Genomic DNA, 3,017 nt, shown 5'->3' on the forward strand with positions numbered 1-3,017 from the left:
CGGTTAATCCCATAGGGTGGTTGAAGTCCTCGTCGGCGACGGAGGGCACGAACGGCATCTTGCCGTCGACGTCCCATAGGGCGGTGTCGCTTAGTTCGCCGTACAACGGATCCGACACAATCGGTGTGGCAGCTGGACCGTCTACTGGTCGGTCAGGTCCGTGCCTGTAGCTGTCGAGTTGAACTCGTCCGGCAGTTCATATGGAGTACCTCGGGGGTGCGAACGCTTGAACTCCATCATGTCGTGGAAGATCTCGGCTGATGCACGATTGTCGCGGGTATTCGCAGTGGCCGTCAGTGTACCGGCGGCGATCTGATCGGCCGGGTGGACCGCGGGGCGTAGGGTCTGCGCGAGATACGACGGGTCGACCGTGGCCGCGCCGACGTAGCGGGCGGCATGAGCCCGTTCAGCGTTTACCTGGGTCCAGTTCACCGCCCACCCGGCTGCCCGGAGCATCTGATCGAAGAAGAATCTTTGGGTACGGCTGTTGCCGTCCTGAAACGGATGGACCATGGTCATTTCGGACCAGTGACCGGCCACGGTGTCCACTGCGGCGTCGATGTCGGTGGTCGACGGTGACTTGCGGCTGATATCACGGATAACCCGGTCGAGTTCACCGTCGACGAACCGGGCACGACACATCGCCATGCCCATTGCCCCGACCTCGGTAGTACGGATCTGCCCGGCCCACGGGTAGATGTCCTGCATCAGGTGTGTGTGAACCCTGACGAGATCCTCACGGGTGAAGCTGGTCAGAGGATCGCCACTCTCCAGTTCATAGAGTCGCTGGGCGGCGGACCTTCCGGCGACATGCTCCAGCTTTGAGGAGTCGGAGATTCCGTAGAAGTTCTCTGGTGCCGTGGCGCCGTCCGAGGCCATGGCCTATGCCGCGGCGGCGATCCGACGGCGCAGCTCGGCGGCGCGGGCACTGTCCGCCAGGCCCTCTTCCTCCAGAACCTCCAGGACAGCCTGGTCACCGGAGATCTCCCCGCGCAGGATACGGCGACCACGAGCCTCATCTTCGGCGGTTACGGGCTGGCCGGCCATCGTCATTGACGCGGCGACAGCGGCGACCTTCTGGTCCTCGGTGCGGTAGTCTTTCACGATCTTTCCAGCCTTCCCTCGGTCTCATCGACCTCAATATTCTACCACGGAGCGTACCCCCGCTGAAGCGAAGAACGAGGGAGTTACCTGCACATTCGCCGGATGTCTCGGCAGTACATGCTCTTGTGGACGCTGTCGGTGATCGGGTTCTTAGACCGCCACAAGCAGATCTCAACACAGGTGGAGGGCGGAACGAGCTGTTGATGGCGATGCCGTGATTGATCTGCGTGACTACAAATCGGGACGACCTGTGTTGTGCGGTATTCAGACATGTGTCGGGAGAGGCATTTCCTGTGCTTGTATACCTGGGGTGCCGGGGGAGTGAGCGAGTGCCTTGTAGCGGGCAGCTGTGCAGGGGACGGAAGTTCTGGGCGTCACCATCATCCAGGGCGGAGATAAACATGACCAGCGACAGGACTATTGCGTTGTGGCCCACTTCCCGAACGGGTCCGACGACGCGAAGGAATGTTGTCTGTCAGCTAACCTGGCCGGTGGTGGCATTGTCCGGCAGTGCCAGCTGTCAGTGGCGGTCATGCAGTAAGGATGGACAGGGTTGTCTCCTACAGTCATCACGATCATGGTCGTCGGGTCTCTTGTTGCGGGTTGGGTCGACGCGGTCGTCGGTGGCGGGGGACTGATTCTTATTCCGCTGGTGATGATCGTGAATCCTGGAATGTCCAATGCCCAGGCACTCGGGGTGAATAAGGTTGCTGCGATCTTCGGTACCGCGAGCTCGGCCGCCGTGCTGGTACGCAGAGTTCCTGCGGCAGTCAGAGCGCTCCGATATGCACCGCTGGCGGTTGCCGGTTCGGCCGGTGGAGCGATTATCGCCTCATCGGTCGACAAGGAGCTCATGCGGCCGGTAATTATCGTGCTTCTTGTCGCTGTCGGCCTGTTTATCCTGTTCCGGCCGTCCTTTGGTCAGGTTGACACTCCGAGCAGGACTCGGTCAGCACCCCGCGCTGTCTTTGCCCTCCTGGCACTCGTGGCTGCCGTCAGCGTCTATGACGGCACCTTTGGACCGGGCACCGGACTGTTCCTGATGATGGGCTTCACCAGCCTACTTGGTGGCGACTTCATCACGAGCGCCGCCTGGGCGAAGGTTATTAACGTCTTCACCAACCTCGGGGCTCTCGTCACCTTTGCGGTGCAGGGAGAAGTGCTGTGGCTGCTTGGTCTCGGGCTGGCTGTCACTAACGTCATCGGAGCACAGATCGGTGCCCGGATGGTCCTCGGACGAGGGGCGGGCTTCTTACGCGGGGTCATACTTGTGGTGGTCGTGCTGATGTCGGCCAAGCTCGCCTATGACCAGTTCGTCGGCGCAGGAGGATGAACTGGCAGTCACGATGTGCCGCGGGACTGCGGCTCCCGGTACCTGGACGTCTTGTGACCAACACCGGCGTCGACAACCACGGAGACAGGTCGGCTCAGCCGGACGTATCCCTGCATCCCGCGAGTAACGGTGCGCTCATCTACCCCAGGGGTGTCGTCGATGCGCCTGGAACGTGATCTTTCATGGACTTACGGGCGTGCGACCGTGACGCTTCGGAGTGCTTCGACCCAGTGGTCTCTTCCGGATCTCCACCAAGCGGGAAAGCCGACGGTTCAACACATCGAGGCGGCCAGCTCGCCGCATCTGCTGACAGCGGGGCACAACAACCTTTGACGCCGAGCAGGTCCGGTCTACGTCTGACGCGGGATCCAGGTGGTGTGGCTCGCCGCGCGCCAAGTTCCAAGGACGTGCATGGGTTGGTCGTACGGCCGTCCGACACCCGGTTCGTTCCGCCGGTGACGTTGTGACCTGGTGTTTTGTGTCGTGTGTGTGGGGTGTGTAGATTAATGCGAGTCAGAGCGACCGACACCGCACAGAGTGCGGCAGGAGAACGGCGCTGGCGGACTACTTGAGCTTCGTT

The 3,017-nt window shown here is 61.7% G+C and carries 3 protein-coding genes; 1 reads left to right on the forward strand and 2 read right to left on the reverse strand.

Translation table 11 applies throughout. The annotated features are described in order from the left end of the window. Positions 1 to 141: 141 nt before the first annotated feature. Positions 142 to 879, reverse strand: coding sequence for a Fic family protein (locus tag BJF89_RS09930; RefSeq protein WP_075814487.1), 738 nt, complete (start codon positions 877 to 879; stop codon positions 142 to 144). 3 nt (positions 880 to 882) lie between these two features. Next, positions 883 to 1,104 carry an antitoxin VbhA family protein gene (locus BJF89_RS09935; protein WP_255372585.1) on the reverse strand — a complete coding sequence of 74 codons (222 nt, stop codon included), beginning with the start codon at positions 1,102 to 1,104 and terminating at the stop codon, positions 883 to 885. 553 nt (positions 1,105 to 1,657) lie between these two features. Here BJF89_RS09935 and BJF89_RS09945 point away from each other — a divergent pair. Next, positions 1,658 to 2,437 (forward strand): TSUP family transporter, encoded by a 780-nt coding sequence (locus BJF89_RS09945; RefSeq protein WP_075814493.1) that lies wholly within the window; start codon positions 1,658 to 1,660, stop codon positions 2,435 to 2,437. Positions 2,438 to 3,017: the final 580 nt, after the last annotated feature.

It is taken from the genome of Corynebacterium sp. CNJ-954, from assembly GCF_001942345.1.
Taxonomy (GTDB): Bacteria; Actinomycetota; Actinomycetes; order Mycobacteriales; family Mycobacteriaceae; genus Corynebacterium.

Bases quoted from the DNA above. Each gene is read 5' to 3' on its own strand.
- BJF89_RS09930 (WP_075814487.1), bottom strand. From the start codon at position 879: ATGGCCTCGGACGGCGCCACGGCACCAGAGAACTTCTACGGAATCTCC.